Source organism: Ekhidna sp., from assembly GCF_965228795.1.
Classification (GTDB): Bacteria; Bacteroidota; Bacteroidia; order Cytophagales; family Cyclobacteriaceae; genus Ekhidna.
The window spans coordinates 437,060-453,996 of sequence record NZ_OZ245839.1 but is presented as its reverse complement, the minus strand read 5'-3'; the positions used below and the strand labels follow the sequence as shown (position 1 = coordinate 453,996).

Here is a 16,937-nt window from a genome sequence, read left to right as displayed (position 1 = left end):
AATCCTGACAGGTCTCAAAGACCTGTCAGGATTGAGTCAGTCAGAATTGAATCTTTTAAAAATCACAACTCCCAATCGGTGAGCCATCCGGTGCTTTGATCGGATCAGGGATTTTGAATTCATCAGGTTCTTCCAGAAATCGATCGATTTGGCTTACCACGTATTGATAGTACGTACCATCATCATTGGTACTTCTTCCAGTTCGGCCGGAAGCATAGGTCTTGATCGCCTTTATTTTTCCCAGTGCTTTTGCTCTTACCTCGCCATAAGCTCGATCATTTACCGCAAGTCCCATGAGTTGCTTCAGCATTTCCATTTCCACCACTTTCTGAATCGTTCGATCCTGAGCATTTGAGCTAGGGCTCATCCATACTGCAGTGGTTATTCGGTCCAACACCGCATCTACACCCGGCTGCTTTGCATCTCTTGCTTTGTAAGTCAGCAATCGATTGAATCTATCTGCATTGAAAATGAATCCGAATGGCAAGCTTGCTGCAGTCTCCACTGCTGCCAGGTAATCAAAAGCCGGTCCGGTTCGCGACTGGAAGGTCTCTCTTGATCTTCCATAACCAAATGCTCGTGGTGGAATTTGACCAAGCAATTCTTCTGGTAGCTTTAAACTCTCTGCTTTCACCGTATTCAGCAAAGCCTCAAGTGCCGCCATTTGCTCATCAGCTGAAAGCATCTCCGTTACTACCTGATCCCCACCTCTCACCGCATAGCTATAGTTTAGTCCACCAATCAATTTTGAAGTAGCATCTACCTGATATCGGTGAAACAAATACATTGGCACCAACACCTCCTCAATGGAGCTCATCGGGGTACCCGTTTTGATTGCCTTTGCTGAAAACTTATCAAGAATGGTTCTTCTGATTTTCATCATTCGGTTCAGTTCCACAGCTGCATTGGTGCCATTGTCCCACAGATGTGCTTCTGGGTGTAATCCACTCGCCGGACGAGCATCCTGATCGGTGATGTATCTCAAATCACTATCAAAGGCTTCATCAAGGATTGCGTTTAGCTTCTCTCCATTTTCCCCCTCAGGAAAATCGCTGTAACCATAAGTGATGGTCACTTTATCCCATGCACCAATCTTATCATCGTAAGCCTCACTTAAATCAATATTTCCCTGATCATCCATCTTCACGTACGGGTGCGGGTAATCCATTACTGAAGCACGATCGTTCACACTTGCGGCGAAATTGTGTGCCAGGCCAATCGTATGACCCACCTCATGTGCAGAAAGCTGACGCAACCTGGCCAAAGCCATTTCTGTCATGGCATTCGGTGTTTCATCCCCATTATCATAAGGCTGCAAAAGACCGGTTGCAATCAGAAAATCCTGGCGCACGCGTAACGAGCCCAGGCTAACATGCCCTTTGATCATCTCACCGGTTCGTGGGTCGGTGATCCCACTGCCATAACTCCATCCTCGTGTAGAGCGATGAACCCATTGTATCACGTTATATCGAACGTCCAATGGATGGGCTCCTTCCGGCATTACTTTCACCTGGAAGGCATCTTTGTATCCGGCTGCCTCAAACGCCTGGTTCCACCAGCTGGCTCCTTCTATCAAAGCGGAGCGAACCGGCTCTGGTGCGCCGCGATCAACATAGTAAATGATCGGCTCTACCGGTTCACCTATCTCTGCATTGGGATCTTTTTTCTCTAGTCGGTGACGAACAATAAATCGCTTCACCAGTGGTTCCTCAATTGGCGTGGCATAATCCTGGTAAGAAATATTGAAGAACCCACATCTTGGATCAAACACGCGAGGGGTATAATTATCATCCGGCAGCTCAATAAATGAATGGTGTGTACGAACGGTCACAGCATCCGGGGTAGGAGTCACAGATCGCAACCACCAGCCTGTGGCATCTCCGCTAAATGTTAATAGCGTTTCGAATTCTGTGTTTTTAGGAAAGTTGAAGGTCGCATCCATGTAGATGGCAGACCTGGATTTGTCTACTTTAAAGTTGCCTTGATTTGACCCCTTCAATCTCCCACTCACATCATGAGAATCCCTCAGCAACCAATCGGTGATGTCAATGAGATATGCACTTTCATTTTTGGTTTTGATTTCAAACCCACCAATCACTGAACTGGCAAAGGCTTCTGCCACCGATTTTACTTCATCCTGATTTTCGCTTACGGCACGATAATCATAATTCGGCTGGATAAGTAACAGTTTATTTCCATGTTTTTCAAACTTGACTACCCGTTCATTTCCTAACTGACCTCTGTCTAGCCCAATGTCGTTGGAGCCAATGCCTGCTGCTAATGAATTCACATACAGAAACTCCTGATTGACTTTATCTACCTCCAAAAACATTCGTCCAACTTCATCATCATAGTAATAATTGAAAAAGCCATCTTGCTTTTGCATGTCCAAAGTAAAATCCGCTATCGTGCCTGACTGAGAAGATGCAGAGGATGACGGTGTGTTTGCCGATTGGCAGCCAACCATGAATGAGACAAGAATGAAGGTTAGAAAAGTGTAGGTTCTCATTGTTGTATATTTATAAAGCTGTTCGATAATCAATCCATTAAAGTAAAGCATTGATCACCACAATCATAGTAGTAATTGTATCAATCTATGTTATCATTAATGTAGCGGCATATTTCTTACAGGAGAAGTTTTTATTCAAACCTGAAAAGCTTCCTCCTGATTTTGAATTCAAGTATGCTGAGCAAAATGTGCAAGAGCACAACCTCTACATTGGCGATGATGTTCGAATCAATGGGGTTCACTTTAGCGTGGATAAACCCAAAGGGGTGGTGATGTATTTGAAGGGGAATTCACGCTCAATAAAAGGATGGGGAAAGTTTGCCATTGATTTCAACCGTTTGGGGTTTGATGTGGTCATGGTGGATTATCGTGGGTTTGGAAAAAGCACAGGAAGAAGATCGGAAAAGGAAATCAAGGGAGATTTGCAAAAAGTGTATGACATCCTGAAAAGCAAAGTACCGGAAAAGTATGTCATCATCTATGGCCGTTCAATGGGCTCGGGGTTTGCGGCCAAGCTTGCCAGCAACAATGACCCCAAAATGCTGGTGCTGGAGTCTCCTTATTACAGCATGAAGAAAGTGGCCAAAAGATATATCCCATTTTTGCCCGCATCGCTCATTCTAAAGTTTCCACTAACCACTTACAAATGGATGAAATACGTGGATTGCCCCATTAAGATCATTCATGGCACCAAGGATAAACTAATCCCCTATAAGTCCAGCCTTGCACTGGCTGAGATCAACCCATCGTTGACACGGGTTTATTCTGTGATTGGCGGAGGACACAACAACCTGCATACGTTTGAGGAATACCACCGTATGCTTGAAGAGGCGCTGCATTCTGCTGAGCTGAAACCCATTGATCCTGAAAAATCCAGTTTAAATTTTAGTCGTAAGAAAAATTAAAATCGAGAAATTGTCTGCATTACGAATACTTGCCGTTGCGTTACTATGCATCTATGTGCTGATTGGGTTGGCGATATACCTACTCCAAGAAAGCCTGATCTTCTTACCGGAATCTTTGCCTGATGATTATGAATATTCTTTCGAAAAAGATTTTGAAGAGCATAATCTGAGGATGAAGGATGGGGCCATAATCAATGCACTATTTTTTAAACTACAGAACTCCAAAGGGTTGATTGTCTACTTTCATGGCAATGCCGGAAACCTGGACCGATGGGGAGAGGTGGCTGAACCTTTTGTTGATTTGGGGTATGAGGTCTTAATTACTGATTACCGTGGTTATGGAAAAAGCACAGGAATTCGATCAGAAAAAAAGATGTTGAACGACGCTCAAGAGATTTATGCATTTGCCAAAAAACTGGAGCGGGAAGAACGAATGGTTATCTTCGGTCGATCACTGGGTACCGCATTTGCCTCTTACTTATCGTCCAAAAACAATCCCAATAAACTTATATTAGAAACACCTTTTTTTAGCCTGACAGATGTTGCTAAGAAACTGTTTCCTATCTACCCAACGAAGCTGCTTCTCAACTATCGATTTGAAAACTTTAAATACCTAGAAAACTCCAATGCTCCCATCTCCATTTTCCATGGAAATGAAGACGAAATAGTCCCTTATGAATCGGGACAAAAGCTATATGAGACAGTTGAAGAACAGGCCACACTTTTTACGATAGATGGTGGACACCACAATGATCTGGCAGCTTTCGATAGTTATTGGGAACACATGAAAAGTGTCTTGATCGATGAGTGAATCCCTTTATTTTATCGCAGTTCTCCCTCCGGAAGAAATTCAGGATGAAATTACTCATCTTAAGCATGAGGTGGCAGAAAAATTTGATAGCAAGCACGCCTTGAGATCGCCTCCCCACATCACGCTGCACATGCCTTTCAAATGGAAGGATAAACGATATGAAGAGTTAGTAGATGTGATAAAAAACCTGAACAGTGACCTAATGCCATTTGAAGTCCGGCTTAAAAACTTTGACTTTTTCGAGCCACGAGTGGTGTTTGTGGATGTCGTGGAAAATGGTAGGCTGGAAGAGCTACAAAAGAAAGTGGTAGATGCTTGCAGAAAAGAGCTAAAGCTGGATAATGCTAATTATAAAAACAGACCATTTCACCCTCATGTCACCATTGGCTTTCGTGATTTGAAGAAGCGACTGTTTTATGAGGCGAAAAAGGAGTTTGAGGAAAGAAACTATGATTCTTCTTTTCAAGTGGATCAAATCACACTCTTAAAACATGATGGCAAGAAATGGAATACGATGGATTTATAACTAAATCACACTATATTCGTGTACACTAGAAAAGTGTACAATGAAAAACATAACGCTATCTGCAGACGAAAAGCTTATTGAAAAGGCACGAGAACGAGCCAGAAAGGAGCATACAACTTTGAACCAACGATTTAGGGAGTGGTTGGAAGATTATTCCAGAGTTCAGACTGAAAAAGACATTAAAGAACTATTGGAAAGTATGAGTACTGATATTGGAGGCCCATTTACACGCGATGAACTCAATAGAAGAAGGTAAAATTTTCATCGATACGAATATCTTTATCTATTCGGTAGATAATAGAGATCAAACAAAGAAAACATTTGCTCAAGAGCTTATTGACAAAGCTTTTAAGGGTCAACGTCTTACTATAAGTTTTCAAGTAGTTCAGGAATTCATTAACACAGCCATTCGATTAGGATTATCCAAACCTTTCAACTTAAATTCTTTCTGTCTTAATGTTTTGTTTCCTGTGTGGGAAATCTACCCAACCCGAGACCTCTATTTGAAAGCGATTGAAATTCAGGAGCGCTATCAGTATTCATTTTATGATTCGATGGTCATCGCTGCAGCACTGGAAGGAAACTGTAAGACGCTTTATTCAGAGGATTTACAGCATGATCAAAAAATTGAATCCTTAACGATCATCGATCCTTTTAAAACATGATATGGTGGTCTTATCTTACAAATAATTTGCACGATCAGGAGTTGCTATTATAGCTATCCCTGTAGCAATTTGAATAATTATTAATACAATTGTCTCCTGACGAACTTTTTTGATTCTAAATGCCAAGTGCAGTGGCAAATGCACCATTATTGCCAATAATGAAAAAACAATTTCATTGAAATAAGATTGCTCTCTAATTAAATAAATGTAGCACCCTGCTATACCAAGTGATGTAATCCACTGCGCTCGACTATCGTAATTCATTACGTCAAAATCATTATCAGCATTGTGAAGTTTGATTGGCTTGTATGTTGACCAATAGAAAAGAGCCAGGCAAACTACATATATAAGAAAGAGAACTATCATCACTCCCACTCAAAAACCTCAGTGTCCTCTCCAGCAAACAACCTCGCACTCTGCACATCGTCAAAAGCACGGAAGTGTACCAGATTTTCCTGGTCGCTCCAGACTTCATGTAGAATAGCGTTCCAGACCTTAACCTGTTTTAGCTTCTTCACTTTTTCAATCTCGATATAGCACCACATCACATCCTCCTCTATCTCCGCACCAATGTAGTTGAGCTCATATTCACGTCCTTTTTCATCCCACAATTTCATGCGATCCAGTAGGTATTTTTCAAGATTTGTATTGATGAAATCCCAGCTTCCTTCATCCATGATATCCAGCTTTTCATTGCCGGTAAAAGCCCTCAGTGCGAGTTCCAAATCATCCAAAAAAATACGTGTGCTGATCTGTATGGCTTTCTTATCTTCCTTGTATTTGATGTCGGAGACACTGACATGAAACGGATGAAAAACCGACTGAAAAAGAATGAGTGCAAGTGTAATCATTAGTCAAATCTAGACAAAGAGCATGCCTGGTTCCAATACCGTTCATCAAATCATACGATAAAGGAAAACAACACATCGTCAGCATGAATTATATTCGCTACCCCATGAGTGAATTTAGGCTGTACTATGGATTAGGTTTTGACCATATTCTGGATATAAACGGATATGATCACATCCTTTTTGTGGTTGTTTTATGTGCACTATATCAGTCAACTGATTGGAAAAAAGTGCTGATACTCGTTACCGCATTTACGATTGGTCATTCCATTACCTTGGCATTGGCCACCATGCGCATCATCAAGATCAATGCAGACCTGATTGAGTTTCTCATTCCTGTCACAATTTTGATTACAGCCATTTCCAATTTATTCACAAAAGAAGACCGAATCGCAGAGGGTAAAATCTGGAGAAATTACGGCTATGCTGGATTCTTCGGACTTATCCATGGATTAGGGTTTTCTAACTACCTCAGAGCACTTCTGGGAAAAGACGAGACAATTATCCTTCAGCTTTTTGCCTTTAATGTAGGATTAGAGATCGGTCAAATAATAGTTGTTGGATTATTCATGATCATTAGTTTCATTTTCGTCGGATTAGGTGGTGTGAGCAGAAAAGATTGGAAAATGATCATCTCTTCAGCAGTGGGAGGAATCGCCCTCATGCTTATGCTGGATACTAATTATTTAAACTGAAAGAACATTAATAACTAAACGTAACTATGAAGAATAGCATTCTACTAATCGTAACGTTTTTGGTTGCATCCATTGCAATTGGACAGGACCGAAAACAAAAAGACACAGAGTGGGAGCAAAAATTTGAGCAGCTTGGAACGCTGCTGCCTACTCCAAACGTGTACCGTACCGCATCCGGAGCTCCGGGACACCAGTACTGGCAGCAAAAAGCGGATTACAAAATGAAGATTGTGCTGGATGACAACAACCAGACAATCACCGGTAGTGAAACGATTACATACTATAACAACTCACCGGACGACCTGGAATACCTGTGGGTTCAATTGGATCAAAACATGCGAGCGCGTGATTCAGATTCACCATTGATCGGTCAGAGTAGCATGCGAGACACATTGAGTGCGTTTGCTGTTTTCAGACTGACGGGTGATGAAGCATATGACGGTGGATTTAAAATCAAATCAGTAAAAAGTGCCGGAAAGGACATGGCCTATATGATCAACAAAACCATGATGAGGCTTGATCTGGAAAAGCCGTTAAAATCAGGTGAAAACATGACCTTCAGCATCGACTGGATGTACAACATCAACAACCGTATGACGGATGGTGGGCGTTCCGGCCTTGAGTATTTCGAGGAAGAAGACAACTACTTATACACGATTGCACAGTTTTTCCCAAGAATGGCAGTCTATATCGACAATGAAGGCTGGCAAAACAAGCAGTTTTTAGGTAGAGGGGAGTTTGCCCTTACTTTCGGGGATTATGAGGTAGACCTTACCGTTCCTTCCGACTTCATTGTTGGGGCAACAGGAGTACTCCAAAACCCTAAAGAGGTGCTCACTGAAGAACAGATGGAGCGATTTGAGCAGGCCAAGAAAAGCTATGATGAGCCAGTGATCATCGTGACAGAAAAAGAGGCTAAGAAAAATGAGAAAACAAAAGCTACGGGCACTAAAACATGGAAATTCAAAGCAGAAAATGTAAGGGATTACGGTTTTTGTGCTTCCAGAAAATTCATCTGGGATGCAATGGCTGTAAAGCTTGAAAATGGAAGCGAGCCGCTTGCCATGTCTTACTACCCAAAAGAAGGAAATCCGCTCTGGGAAGAATGGTCGACTTATGCTGTTGCTCAAACGCTTAAGACGTATTCAAAATTTACCATCGATTACCCATATCCGGTTGCGATCTCCGTTCATACCGCATCGATAGGTATGGAGTACCCGATGATCTGCTTCAACTACGGAAGACCACAGCCCGACGGCAGTTACACAGACCGATTAAAGCATGGAATGATTTCGGTAATCATACATGAGGTTGGACATAACTTCTTCCCGATGATCATCAATTCAGATGAGCGTCAGTGGACATGGATGGATGAAGGCTTGAATACGTTTGTCCAGTATCTGACTGAGCAGGAATTTGCCGATAGCTACCTTGATTATGAGTATCCGTCCAGAAGAGGACCTGCTGCAAACATCGTCCCTTACATGAGTGGGGAGAGAGGCTTGGTTAGGCCAATCATGACCAACTCCGAGCAGATCAGACAATTTGGTAGTAATGCATACGCTAAGCCTGCTACCGCCTTGAACCTGCTAAGAACAACGGTAATGGGTCCGGAGCTATTTGACAAAGCCTTTAAAACTTATGCGCAGCGATGGGCATTCAAGCACCCTACTCCGGCAGACCTTTTCCGAACGATGGAAGATGCATCGGCTGTAGATCTGGATTGGTTCTGGAGAGGCTGGTTCTACGGCACTGACTATGTAGATGTGGACCTGGCAAATGTTCGATGGTTCCAAATGCAGACTGAAGAGAATGGACTGGAAACTAAAAACATCAAAGGAGCTGGACAGGGAATAGATGGTCAGAATGATGGAAAAAAAGATTTTGGAAGCGATCCGCAACCATTTGTATTCCAGGAGTGGAATGGCGGATTTGGAGAATACCGCCAATCAATGGATCAAAGTAAAATCAAGCAATCAGCTAAGGGCAAGAACTTCTACGAGCTTACATTGAAGAATCAGGGAGGGCTTGTAACACCGATCATCATCCAGTGGACTTATGTAGATGGAACCACTGAACTGGAGAAAATTCCAGCAGAAATCTGGAAGATGGATGAAAAAGAAGTGACAAAAGTCTTTATGAAAGACAAAGAAGTAGCTAAAATTGTGATTGATCCGAACGAAATGACTGCCGATGCTTACACAGACAATAATGTGTTCCCACGGACAGATGAAGGAGATCGATTTGAGCAGTTCAAAGAAGGACAAGACTAAACGAACACAACCAACCTAAACTATAAAGGGAGACCATCACGGTCTCCTTTTTTTATTTCTTATCTTTAGGACAAACATTTATTATATGAAATGAGCATGAAGGTTCAAAGGCGAAACTATACCACAGCCGGATGAATGTTTATCGCGAATTTCCTGTCTGCCGACAGGCAGGCATGTTTGCCATAAAAACAAACACTATAAACATGAAAAACCAGTTATTCTTCGTTCTATTAATCATCATTCTATCTGCTTGCTCTACCGGATCATCTTCATCCGAAAGTGCAGACTCTACCGCTATAGCTGATGGTGGTGAGTTTGTTGAATACAATAACCCTCCGGCTGAAGGGTTCAACCAGGAAGGGTCTGATTTATTAGCAACACTATTGGCTGATAAAACCATGCAAGCCATGGGTGGAAGAAAAGCATGGGATGACACCCGATACATCAAATGGAATTTCTTTGGCAGAAGGGATCATATATGGGACAAGTGGACAGGAAATGTCCGCATAGAAATTCCGAAGGATAATGTCACAATTTTGATGAATATCAATTCTCTGGAAGGAAAAGCCATGAGAGGAGAAAAAGTGATCACCGATTCACTTGACCACTATATGCAGCAGGGATACGAAATGTGGGTGAATGATGCTTATTGGTTAGTCATGCCATATAAGCTGAAAGATTCTGGTGTAACATTAAAATACTTGCGTGATGACACCACGCAAACAGGAGCACGAGCTGATGTAATTAGTCTGGCATTTGAAGACGTAGGAGTCACGCCGGAAAATGTATATGAGGTCTGGATAGATACAGACTCCAAACTTGTAACACAATGGGCCTACTACCCGGATTCAACATCTTTGGAACCACGTTTTATTACGCCCTGGGCTGATTATAAAAAGTATGGTGATATCCTGTTATCAGGAAACAGAGGGCGGAATTCATTGGAAAACATAGAAGTGCTTGATGAAGTGCCTGAGGGTACATTTACCGAATTTGATACAGCCGTACAATAACTCTATCCTTAGAATTATCTGATTCGCCGATTGTCGGTTTTGAAATTTCCGAATTAACTCATTTTAAGGTTAATTGCTGATACAACTATGTTTCCTGAGGCTGTCAAAATAGTATTTATGCAGTATGTGACACAAGCGCTACTAGCGCTGGTCATCATGCTCATTCTTAGAAAATTTTATAGACAGTATCAAAACGATTTTTACCTGCTGTGGTCATGGAGCTGGCTGGCTTTGTTTGTCAATATGTTTGGCTCGTGTATATCATTGGCCAATGCGTTTTTGTTACCCCTCGATCATCCGTTTAGGATTATTATTTCCATTATCACAGTAACTGCAAGTCTTTTGCAGATATTATGGCTTTATTCCGGTACACTGGAAATATCTCGCAATAGAAAACTTAACCGAAAGGTGGTTAAGGCTATTTCCTACTCCATCCTTCCCTTTGCGATACTACTCGTTTTCCTTTCGTTTAACGATCCAGATGCCGGGACATATCGAATTTTATATCGGGTAGGAATCAAATCGCTATTTGCCGGTATTGTATTCACTGCATGTGCCTTCATGCTGCTAAGAATGACCAGTACAGGGATAGGCATTCGGTTCATCATTTTTTCATTCCTATCCTATGGTTTGCTGCAAGGCAATTATTTTCTTGAAACTTTTCTTGAAGTCTATCAAGTGGATTACCCACTGGAAGTCCCTTATTTTGCGGGTGCAATCGATATATTTTTACAAGCATTGATGGGTCTTGGAATGATTATAAGTGTGCTGGAGGTAGAACAACATAACCTCAAAAAAGCTAATTCAGAACTCGACACCTTCCTTTATCGATCGTCCCATGATCTCCGTGCACCGCTTACTACTATTTCAGGGATTATATCTATCATTCGATCAATAGATGATCCGGATAAAAAGGAAGAATACTTTAATGCTATTCAAGACCGACTCATTCAGGCCGATAATGTAATTCGCGACATTATCACCCTTCGAAAAGGACAAAAAACTGAACTTCAAATTGATGAGGTGGACTTGGAAAAGGAGGTAAAGAAAGAATTTGAATCCCTAATTGACCCGAATAATGGCTCGCCGAAGCTCTCAATTGAGGCAGACGAAAAGACCCATATTCATACGGATGCTGCACGCTTACATACCATTTTGACAAATCTGCTTTCCAATGCCATCAAGTATCATCATGAGCCTGCAAAAGCGAAAATAAGTGTCTCTATTCACGGAACTGAAAAAGGGTTCAATGTGGTGCTTTCGGACAATGGGCCGGGCATTGACGAAAAACACCTGCCAAAAATCTTTGACATGTTTTATCGGGCACACAGATCATCCAGTGGTACCGGTTTGGGACTTTACCTGGTTAAGGACGCGCTTGAACACATGGGGGGTACAATCGAAGTAGCCTCAGAAAAAGGAAAGGGCACGACATTTAGAATGCATTTAATTGATCATACTGCAAACCATTCCTAGATAAATTCGATTATTGTATCAAATACAATACTTATGAAAGCAATTTGGAATGGCGAGGTAATCGCTGAAAGCGATGAAACGGTAGTAGTAGAAGGAAATCATTATTTTCCACCATCATCTATCAAAAAGGAATTTTTCAAGGAGACAGCCACTCACACACATTGCCCATGGAAAGGAGAGGCTAGTTATTACACGGTAGAGGTGAAAGGCGAAGAAAATAAGGATGCCGCCTGGTACTATCCCAATGCCAGTGAATTAGCTAAAAACATCGAAAACTATGTGGCTTTCTGGAATGGTGTGAAGGTGGAAAATTAACCTTTTCCGTTCTGTGGAAGCTTCGTTTTAGATCGCCTCAAGTCATAACCAATATAGAAGCTTCTAAGCACCAGCGTAAGAACCAATGGCACCAAAGACTGGTGAAGCGGCTGTGGTAATAGCATCCAAACGATGAGAAGTACGCAATACCAATAAGCGGTAACCTTAAAATACCTTCTAAAGAACTGTCGATATTTTTCTTTAGCAGCGAAAAATATGAATGGGAAATGGAAGGGAATCGCCCACAAGATGTTGAGGTTGGGTTGAGAAAGGTGCTCAGTGCCAAACCAGAGAAAAACCACCCACCAGCCGGCAAATCCAACAATCGAGAAAAGTAGTTTGTCAACCCATATAGATCGTTTTCCTGATTTCAGATTTCTATGAGTGATTAATCCAACAACAAAAAATAAAAGAACGAACGTGTTAAACGGTGTAAATAGCCCGTTTGAAAATTGTTCCTTTTTCGGCGTAAATGATTCTATTTCCTTTTTGACTAGTGAAACAGCAATGCTGTCTCGCGAAATTTTTGCTCCAGAGAATGCTAGGTAAACATAGTCAGGCAAAAACATGTATTGATAGGCGGACGCCTCTTTATCTATCTGTGTTCCCAAGCCAAGATCAATTGCAAAATCTCCCCAGGGCTGATATTCAAGATAATCATCCATTAAATCACGGATTGTTTTCCCCTCAGTCTTATAGCTGAAATCAAATTCGATACGTCCAAAATATAATTCCTCTGTGACGTCTCTAATTTTAGTGGCGCAGTTATCATATACATAGTTGTACAGATACTCCGCATTTTCAGGCTGAACATTGGTTTGTAGAAAATCGAAGAATCGTTGTTTTTCTTCGTAGGTCAAGTTCAAATACTGCTCTTTAATGAATCTGTTTTGACTTTTGTAGAATCGGAACACTCGATCGTATCGAGTTACACCTACTTTGTATTTGAGAAGGCCTTGAGCAAAATTTAGAAAGAAATTTTCCTGCTCAAAATCGTATAACCCATAGTTATAAAACCAATCAATTCTTCTTTCAGAATCTTTGATTCGTATTCCGCTATGTCCGAAAGCTGACCATACTTCGCCCTGATACGGACCAATAGTAATTACCGCGATCTCAGCCTCTTCAGAAAGTTGAATTTGAGCTTGAGAAAGCGAGAAGCTGAAAATAAGAAGGCTCAGAAATACGAATCTCATGATTCTAGTGTTTTACTTTGTTTGTAATGTTGATCAACCTGCACGATAGCATTTCATTAGCTTCAAAACTAACCCCAAAAAGGATATCCAATGCATGGAAAATCTGGAGGAGCTATCAGCAATCTCAAAAAACAGGCTCTGCCAAGATACAAGGATTGCCAATCAGCATGGCTATAGAACCTACAACAGCATGTAATTTGAGATGTCCGGAGTGTCCAAGTGGCTTACGATCCTTTACTCGTCCCACAGGAAAGCTAGACCCAGATCTTTTTGAAAAAATCATGCAGGATGTTAGCGACCACCTGCTTTACCTGACTTTTTATTTTCAAGGAGAACCATATCTTAATCCTCAGTTTTTGGATATGGTCAAAATAGCCTCCGATCATAAAATTTATACAACCACATCGACTAATGCCCATTTTCTGGATGATAAAAACGCCAAAAAAACAGTAGAAGGCGGTCTTAACCGTTTGATAATTTCCATCGATGGAGCTTCACAGGAAACCTACGAATCTTATCGAAAAGAAGGAGACCTCTCCAAAGTGTTAGAGGGAACTAAAAATATTTTGAAATGGCGAAAGCGTTTAAAATCAACTAGTCCTAAAGTAGTGTGGCAGTTCCTGGTAGTAAGGCCCAACGAGCACGAGATTCCAAAAATCAAGCGACTTGCAAAAGAATATGGAGTTGACAAAGTAGCTTTCAAAACAGCCCAGATCTACGATTACAAAAATGGAAGTGACCTTATACCAACCATTGATAAATACTCACGCTATAAGTCCAATGGGGACGGTACTTATTCCATTAAAAATCAGCTGGAAAACAAATGTTGGAAGATGTGGCAGTCCTGTGTCATAACCTGGGATGGACAGGTAATCCCGTGTTGTTTTGATAAAGATGCATCACACAGTATGGGAAACATAAGTAAGCAGTCTTTTAAAGAAGTATGGCATTCCAGACCTTATCAAAATTTCCGTGATGCGCTTTTGACATCCCGTTCAGAAATAGAAATTTGTAAAAACTGCACCGAAGGGCTGAAGGTTTGGGCAAGTTAACTTTTTTGTAATAACTTCGTAATTACATTTATGGAAGCTTCAATTATTCAAATCGGCAACTCAAAGGGACTAAGGCTTAATAAGCAACTCCTCGAACAATATCAAATTTCCGATAAGGTAGAAATGATTTTGGAAAAAGATCAGATTATTCTACGTCCCATTAAGAAGGTCAGAGAAGGATGGGAAGACGCTTTTAAAAAGATGGGCGCAAATTCTGATGATCAACAATTGATAGATGATGTGTTCGAAGACGAAGAATTCGAAGAATGGAAATAGATCAATACAGAGTTGTGCTTGTCAATTTAGACCCAACTATTGGTAGTGAAATAAACAAAACAAGACCATGTGTAATCATTTCACCTGATGAAATGAACAGAAACATCCGCACAATTACCATTGCTCCAATGACTACAAAATCAAAGGATTATCCAACCAGATTTAAGGTTCGACAAAACAGTAAAACAGGATGGATAGTGTTAGATCAAATCAGAACCATTGATAAGAAGAGAATTGTCAAAAGCTTTAAAAAGCTATCAGAGAAAGAGGTTTTACAAGTTAAACGGGTGATCAGAGAAACATTTGTAGATTAATCTTTTCACAAATCATTTGACTTCTCGACAAATCCACTTATTTCGCATTGCAATTCACACAACTCATGAAATTCGAACGAAATAACCGAACCGACGAAGAATTACTCACCATTCATCAAGCGTTGGTCACCCCACGGTTGATCGAGGAAAAAATGTTGATCCTCCTCCGCCAGGGAAAAATCAGCAAATGGTTTTCCGGCATTGGACAAGAAGCAATATCGGTAGGTGCAGCACTCGCCCTTGAAAAAGAAGAATACATTCTTCCGATGCACCGAAACCTTGGAGTATTCACTACTCGAGGAGTACCGTTCCAAAAGCTTTTCTCTCAGTTTCAAGGTAAGATGAATGGGTTTACCAAAGGAAGGGATAGAAGCTTCCACTTCGGAACCCAGGATTATAACATCGTTGGAATGATTTCTCACCTTGGTCCTCAGATGGGTATTGCTGACGGAATTGCCTTATCGCACCTACTAAGAAAAGAAGAAAAGGTAAGCCTTGTGTTTACAGGGGATGGTGGCACTAGTGAAGGAGATTTTCATGAGGCCGTGAATGTCGCTTCTGTTTGGAAGCTGCCTGTTGTTTTTGTAATCGAAAACAATGGTTACGGGCTTTCTACTCCTAGCCGTGAACAATTCAATTTCGATTCATTTGTAGTGAAAGGTCCAGCGTATGGTATGGAAGCCTATAGTGTAGAGGGTAACTCTATCCTAGAAGTGTTAAATGAGCTGGAGCCTTTGGTAGAAGATATTCGAAAAAATCCACGGCCAGTCATTTTCGAAGCAAAGACCTTCAGAATGAGAGGACACGAGGAAGCTTCAGGAACCAAATATGTTCCTAAAGAACTCATGGAGAAGTGGGCAAAGAAAGATCCGGTAAAAGGATATGAAAGCTTCCTGATCAAAGAAGGTGTTTGTACGAATGATGAAATAGGAGAGATCAGAAAGTCAATCCAGAAAGAGATCAATGAAGCAGTAAAAGAAGCTTTTGAAGAAGAAATAATTCATGCTGATACTGAGACAGAATTGGCTGATGTTTATTTCCCGTATGAACAAAAAGTAATAGCTCCGGCCGGTAAAAAAACTGTAAGCCGAAGATTTGTAGATGCTATATCTGACGGATTGAATGAAAGCATGGAGAAATTTCCTGATTTAGTTTTAATGGGTCAGGATATAGCAGACTATGGCGGTGTGTTTAAGATTACTGAGGGCTTCATTGAAAAATTTGGTAAAGAGCGAGTAAGAAATACCCCTCTTTGCGAATCCGCCATTATCGGTACCGGATTGGGTCTAAGCATTTCAGGAATGAAGGCGATGGTAGAAATGCAGTTTGCAGATTTTGTCACTGAGGGCTTCAATCAGATAATCAACAATCTTGCTAAAATTCATTATCGATGGGGGCAGAATGCTGATGTCGTGGTGAGGATGCCAACAGGAGCGGGTGTAGGGGCTGGTCCTTTCCACTCACAATCTAATGAAGCATGGTTTTTTCATACCCCTGGATTAAAAATAGTTTATCCTTCTAATCCTGAAGATGCTAAAGGGTTATTGAATGCTGCTATTGAAGACCCGAACCCATACCTATACTTTGAACATAAGGCACTTTATCGATCGCTTACTGAAGATATACCGGAAGGATATTACACAACCGAAATCGGTAAGGCCGCAATCTGTAAAGAAGGCTCAGATTTAACAATAGTAACTTATGGCATGGGCGTGCATTGGGCACTGCAATCAGCAAACCAATCAAAATACGCTATTGAAGTAGTGGACTTAAGAACACTCCTGCCATGGGATAAAGAAACCGTTAAAGCTTCTGTCCAGAAAACAGGAAGAGTGATTGTCCTTCATGAAGATTGCTTGACTGGAGGAATTGGAGCTGAAATATCTGCATGGATTTCAGAATATTGGTTTGAGTCTCTGGATGCACCTGTATATCGGTTAGCCAGTTTAGATACTCCAGTGCCATTTGCTGCGGATCTTGAGAAAAACTTTCTGCCAAATGAACGGCTAGAATCAACCATAAAAAAAGCACTTGAATACTAATCAAGTGCTTTTTTCAACTAG

18 protein-coding genes are annotated in these 16,937 nt (G+C 41.2%); 14 read left to right on the top strand and 4 right to left on the bottom strand.

What is annotated here, in order from left to right; genetic code table 11:
- Positions 1-55: 55 nt before the first annotated feature.
- On the bottom strand, positions 56-2,509 hold the full coding sequence (locus ACQK2H_RS01955) for a zinc-dependent metalloprotease (protein WP_425389795.1): 2,454 nt from the start codon (positions 2,507-2,509) through the stop codon (positions 56-58).
- Between the two features lie 50 nt (positions 2,510-2,559).
- On the opposite strand from ACQK2H_RS01955, the gene ACQK2H_RS01950 reads away from it, so the two are divergent.
- The 5 genes from ACQK2H_RS01950 to ACQK2H_RS01930 are packed head-to-tail and all read left to right on the top strand — an operon-like array spanning position 2,560 to position 5,416.
- Complete coding sequence (locus ACQK2H_RS01950; RefSeq protein WP_425389794.1) at positions 2,560-3,414, top strand: alpha/beta hydrolase; 855 nt, start codon at positions 2,560-2,562, stop codon at positions 3,412-3,414.
- 10 nt (positions 3,415-3,424) lie between these two features.
- Positions 3,425-4,225 (top strand): alpha/beta hydrolase, encoded by an 801-nt coding sequence (locus tag ACQK2H_RS01945; protein ID WP_425389793.1) that lies wholly within the window; start codon positions 3,425-3,427, stop codon positions 4,223-4,225.
- Positions 4,218-4,751, top strand: coding sequence for an RNA 2',3'-cyclic phosphodiesterase (gene thpR / locus ACQK2H_RS01940; protein WP_425389792.1), 534 nt, complete (start codon positions 4,218-4,220; stop codon positions 4,749-4,751). Before ACQK2H_RS01945 ends, thpR begins: the two co-directional genes overlap by 8 nt.
- A gap of 40 nt (positions 4,752-4,791) precedes the next feature.
- Complete coding sequence (locus tag ACQK2H_RS01935) at positions 4,792-5,007, top strand: DUF6364 family protein (protein ID WP_349565969.1); 216 nt, start codon at positions 4,792-4,794, stop codon at positions 5,005-5,007.
- The gene (locus ACQK2H_RS01930) at positions 4,985-5,416 is read left to right on the top strand and encodes a PIN domain-containing protein (RefSeq protein ID WP_425389791.1); all 432 of its coding nucleotides are present in this window, start codon (positions 4,985-4,987) and stop codon (positions 5,414-5,416) included. The genes ACQK2H_RS01935 and ACQK2H_RS01930 overlap by 23 nt, the downstream gene beginning before the upstream one ends.
- A gap of 15 nt (positions 5,417-5,431) precedes the next feature.
- Here the strand turns inward: ACQK2H_RS01930 and ACQK2H_RS01925 are convergent, their stop codons facing one another.
- Positions 5,432-5,782 (bottom strand): hypothetical protein, encoded by a 351-nt coding sequence (locus ACQK2H_RS01925; protein ID WP_425389790.1) that lies wholly within the window; start codon positions 5,780-5,782, stop codon positions 5,432-5,434.
- Complete coding sequence (locus tag ACQK2H_RS01920) at positions 5,782-6,267, bottom strand: DUF6702 family protein (RefSeq protein ID WP_425389789.1); 486 nt, start codon at positions 6,265-6,267, stop codon at positions 5,782-5,784. Before ACQK2H_RS01920 ends, ACQK2H_RS01925 begins: the two co-directional genes overlap by 1 nt.
- A gap of 104 nt (positions 6,268-6,371) precedes the next feature.
- On the opposite strand from ACQK2H_RS01920, the gene ACQK2H_RS01915 reads away from it, so the two are divergent.
- The 5 genes from ACQK2H_RS01915 to ACQK2H_RS01895 all read left to right on the top strand — a co-directional run bounded on the left by ACQK2H_RS01915 (position 6,372) and on the right by ACQK2H_RS01895 (position 12,036).
- Positions 6,372-6,959 carry a HupE/UreJ family protein gene (locus ACQK2H_RS01915; RefSeq protein WP_425389788.1) on the top strand — a complete coding sequence of 196 codons (588 nt, stop codon included), beginning with the start codon at positions 6,372-6,374 and terminating at the stop codon, positions 6,957-6,959.
- A gap of 26 nt (positions 6,960-6,985) precedes the next feature.
- Positions 6,986-9,232: a M1 family metallopeptidase gene (locus ACQK2H_RS01910; RefSeq protein WP_425389787.1), complete on the top strand. Its 2,247-nt coding sequence runs from the start codon at positions 6,986-6,988 to the stop codon at positions 9,230-9,232.
- A 203-nt stretch (positions 9,233-9,435) separates the two neighbouring features.
- On the top strand, positions 9,436-10,245 hold the full coding sequence (locus tag ACQK2H_RS01905; protein WP_425389786.1) for a hypothetical protein: 810 nt from the start codon (positions 9,436-9,438) through the stop codon (positions 10,243-10,245).
- A gap of 117 nt (positions 10,246-10,362) precedes the next feature.
- Entirely contained in the window at positions 10,363-11,721 is a 1,359-nt protein-coding gene (locus tag ACQK2H_RS01900) for a sensor histidine kinase (RefSeq protein WP_425389785.1), read from the top strand.
- A 33-nt stretch (positions 11,722-11,754) separates the two neighbouring features.
- Positions 11,755-12,036, top strand: a complete 282-nt coding sequence (locus ACQK2H_RS01895; protein ID WP_425389784.1) for a DUF427 domain-containing protein — start codon at positions 11,755-11,757, stop codon at positions 12,034-12,036.
- Here the strand turns inward: ACQK2H_RS01895 and ACQK2H_RS01890 are convergent.
- Entirely contained in the window at positions 12,033-13,232 is a 1,200-nt protein-coding gene (locus ACQK2H_RS01890; RefSeq protein WP_425389783.1) for a DUF4105 domain-containing protein, read from the bottom strand. The two genes, ACQK2H_RS01895 and ACQK2H_RS01890, sit on opposite strands and share 4 nt — an antisense overlap.
- 26 nt (positions 13,233-13,258) lie before the next feature.
- On the opposite strand from ACQK2H_RS01890, the gene ACQK2H_RS01885 reads away from it, so the two are divergent.
- The 4 genes from ACQK2H_RS01885 to ACQK2H_RS01870 all read left to right on the top strand — a co-directional run bounded on the left by ACQK2H_RS01885 (position 13,259) and on the right by ACQK2H_RS01870 (position 16,916).
- On the top strand, positions 13,259-14,284 hold the full coding sequence (locus ACQK2H_RS01885) for an SPASM domain-containing protein (protein ID WP_425389782.1): 1,026 nt from the start codon (positions 13,259-13,261) through the stop codon (positions 14,282-14,284).
- Positions 14,285-14,314: 30 nt separating this feature from the next.
- Positions 14,315-14,560: an AbrB/MazE/SpoVT family DNA-binding domain-containing protein gene (locus ACQK2H_RS01880; protein ID WP_425389781.1), complete on the top strand. Its 246-nt coding sequence runs from the start codon at positions 14,315-14,317 to the stop codon at positions 14,558-14,560.
- A complete protein-coding gene (locus ACQK2H_RS01875) occupies positions 14,551-14,874 on the top strand; it encodes a type II toxin-antitoxin system PemK/MazF family toxin (RefSeq protein WP_425389780.1) in 324 nt (107 codons plus the stop codon). Before ACQK2H_RS01880 ends, ACQK2H_RS01875 begins: the two co-directional genes overlap by 10 nt.
- 65 nt (positions 14,875-14,939) lie before the next feature.
- A complete protein-coding gene (locus ACQK2H_RS01870; protein WP_425389779.1) occupies positions 14,940-16,916 on the top strand; it encodes an alpha-ketoacid dehydrogenase subunit alpha/beta in 1,977 nt (658 codons plus the stop codon).
- The last annotated feature ends 21 nt before the right edge of the window (positions 16,917-16,937 follow it).

Excerpts from the sequence above, each read along its gene's own strand:
- ACQK2H_RS01905 (WP_425389786.1), top strand. The coding sequence starts at position 9,436 with ATGAAAAACCAGTTATTCTTCGTTCTATTAATCATCATTCTATCTGCT.
- ACQK2H_RS01930 (WP_425389791.1), top strand. The coding sequence starts at position 4,985 with ATGAACTCAATAGAAGAAGGTAAAATTTTCATCGATACGAATATCTTT.
- ACQK2H_RS01915 (WP_425389788.1), top strand. The coding sequence starts at position 6,372 with ATGAGTGAATTTAGGCTGTACTATGGATTAGGTTTTGACCATATTCTG.
- ACQK2H_RS01955 (WP_425389795.1), bottom strand. The coding sequence starts at position 2,509 with ATGAGAACCTACACTTTTCTAACCTTCATTCTTGTCTCATTCATGGTT.
- ACQK2H_RS01935 (WP_349565969.1), top strand. The coding sequence starts at position 4,792 with ATGAAAAACATAACGCTATCTGCAGACGAAAAGCTTATTGAAAAGGCA.
- thpR (WP_425389792.1), top strand. The coding sequence starts at position 4,218 with ATGAGTGAATCCCTTTATTTTATCGCAGTTCTCCCTCCGGAAGAAATT.
- ACQK2H_RS01920 (WP_425389789.1), bottom strand. The coding sequence starts at position 6,267 with ATGATTACACTTGCACTCATTCTTTTTCAGTCGGTTTTTCATCCGTTT.
- ACQK2H_RS01925 (WP_425389790.1), bottom strand. The coding sequence starts at position 5,782 with ATGATAGTTCTCTTTCTTATATATGTAGTTTGCCTGGCTCTTTTCTAT.
- ACQK2H_RS01900 (WP_425389785.1), top strand. The coding sequence starts at position 10,363 with ATGCAGTATGTGACACAAGCGCTACTAGCGCTGGTCATCATGCTCATT.
- ACQK2H_RS01875 (WP_425389780.1), top strand. The coding sequence starts at position 14,551 with ATGGAAATAGATCAATACAGAGTTGTGCTTGTCAATTTAGACCCAACT.
- ACQK2H_RS01870 (WP_425389779.1), top strand. The coding sequence starts at position 14,940 with ATGAAATTCGAACGAAATAACCGAACCGACGAAGAATTACTCACCATT.
- ACQK2H_RS01895 (WP_425389784.1), top strand. The coding sequence starts at position 11,755 with ATGAAAGCAATTTGGAATGGCGAGGTAATCGCTGAAAGCGATGAAACG.
- ACQK2H_RS01890 (WP_425389783.1), bottom strand. The coding sequence starts at position 13,232 with ATGAGATTCGTATTTCTGAGCCTTCTTATTTTCAGCTTCTCGCTTTCT.
- ACQK2H_RS01885 (WP_425389782.1), top strand. The coding sequence starts at position 13,259 with ATGTTGATCAACCTGCACGATAGCATTTCATTAGCTTCAAAACTAACC.
- ACQK2H_RS01880 (WP_425389781.1), top strand. The coding sequence starts at position 14,315 with ATGGAAGCTTCAATTATTCAAATCGGCAACTCAAAGGGACTAAGGCTT.
- ACQK2H_RS01910 (WP_425389787.1), top strand. The coding sequence starts at position 6,986 with ATGAAGAATAGCATTCTACTAATCGTAACGTTTTTGGTTGCATCCATT.